We start from the raw sequence: 523 nt of genomic DNA, 5'->3' as shown, positions 1-523 counted from the left end.
TTGTAGTGCTCTATGAAGCCCGGCAAAAACCTATTGCCAGCCTCCATGTCGTCGATACCCGCCAGCCGTAATTCCTTGACCAGGCGATCTTGCAGCGTCCGGTTCATCCGCTCGACGCGACCTTTGGCCTGACTGGAGTTTGCGCAAAGAATCTCGATGTTTAGCTCTGAGAGTGCACGCCCGAACTGCGTCATGCCCTGGCCACCCCTGGCATCCTTCTTCGCCACCCGAAACACCGAATGCTTGTCGGAATAAAAGGCGACAGGTGCCCCATGATGCTCAAGGTAAAGCGCCAGCGCTTCAAAGTAGGTGAAGGCGCTTTCCGAGCGCACAAACCGCAACTGCATCAACCTGCCCGTCGCATCATCGACGAACACCAGTAGCGAGCACGGCGGCCCGCGATCCTCAAACCAACGATGCTCCGACCCGTCGATCTGCACCAGCTCGCCATAGGCCTCGCGTCGCAAGCGTGGCTGATGAAACGTCCGCCGCTGCTTGCGCGACAGCCAGAGGCCGTCGTCCG

1 protein-coding gene is annotated in these 523 nt (G+C 59.5%); it reads right to left on the bottom strand.

The features are described from left to right. A partial coding sequence (locus IB265_RS36285; protein ID WP_192496232.1) for an ISNCY family transposase occupies window positions 1-523 on the bottom strand: 523 nt, incomplete at both ends.

Source organism: Ensifer sp. ENS10, assembly GCF_014852025.1.
Lineage (GTDB): Bacteria > Pseudomonadota > Alphaproteobacteria > Rhizobiales > Rhizobiaceae > Ensifer.
This window is presented reverse-complemented; position numbering and strand designations above follow the sequence as displayed.